The sequence below is a fragment of the Myxococcus llanfairpwllgwyngyllgogerychwyrndrobwllllantysiliogogogochensis genome (assembly GCF_006636215.1).
GTDB classification, from domain to species: Bacteria; Myxococcota; Myxococcia; order Myxococcales; family Myxococcaceae; genus Myxococcus; species Myxococcus llanfairpwllgwyngyllgogerychwyrndrobwllllantysiliogogogochensis.
Window position 1 is genome coordinate 1 of record NZ_VIFM01000996.1, and the last position, 389, is coordinate 389.

A 389-nucleotide genomic window follows, 5' to 3' on the forward strand; every position below is an offset into this window, starting at 1 on the left:
CGCAGGGCGCTGGGGCTCGGCGCAGCGCAGTGCGACGCAAGAACGGAGGGGAGAAGGGCGCGCCGGGTGGCCGCCGAGGAGCACGTGCGGCAGGCGCCGGGCTGGAGAGCCGGCGCCGCGCGCCGGGATGCTCAATGCACGACGGGCAGCACCGCGGACACGAGGGTGCCCTCTTTCGGCTCCGACGTGACGGTCAGCCGGCCGCCGGCGGCCTCCACGCGGTGCCGCATCCCCATGAGCCCGTGGGCCGAGCTGTGCACCTTGCTGGTGTCGAAGCCTTCGCCGTCGTCGCGGATCTGCACGGTGACGTGCGTGGGGTAGTTGTGCACCGCCACCAGCACCTTGGAGGCATTGGCGTACTTGCCGATGTTGGTGAGCGACTCCTGCAC

At 72.0% G+C, this 389-nt stretch carries 1 protein-coding gene; it reads right to left on the minus strand.

All coding sequences use genetic code 11. The features are described from left to right. Nucleotides 1-131: 131 nt before the first annotated feature. A partial coding sequence (locus FJV41_RS57680) for a sensor histidine kinase (protein ID WP_246137951.1) occupies nucleotides 132-389 on the minus strand: 258 nt, incomplete at its 5' end.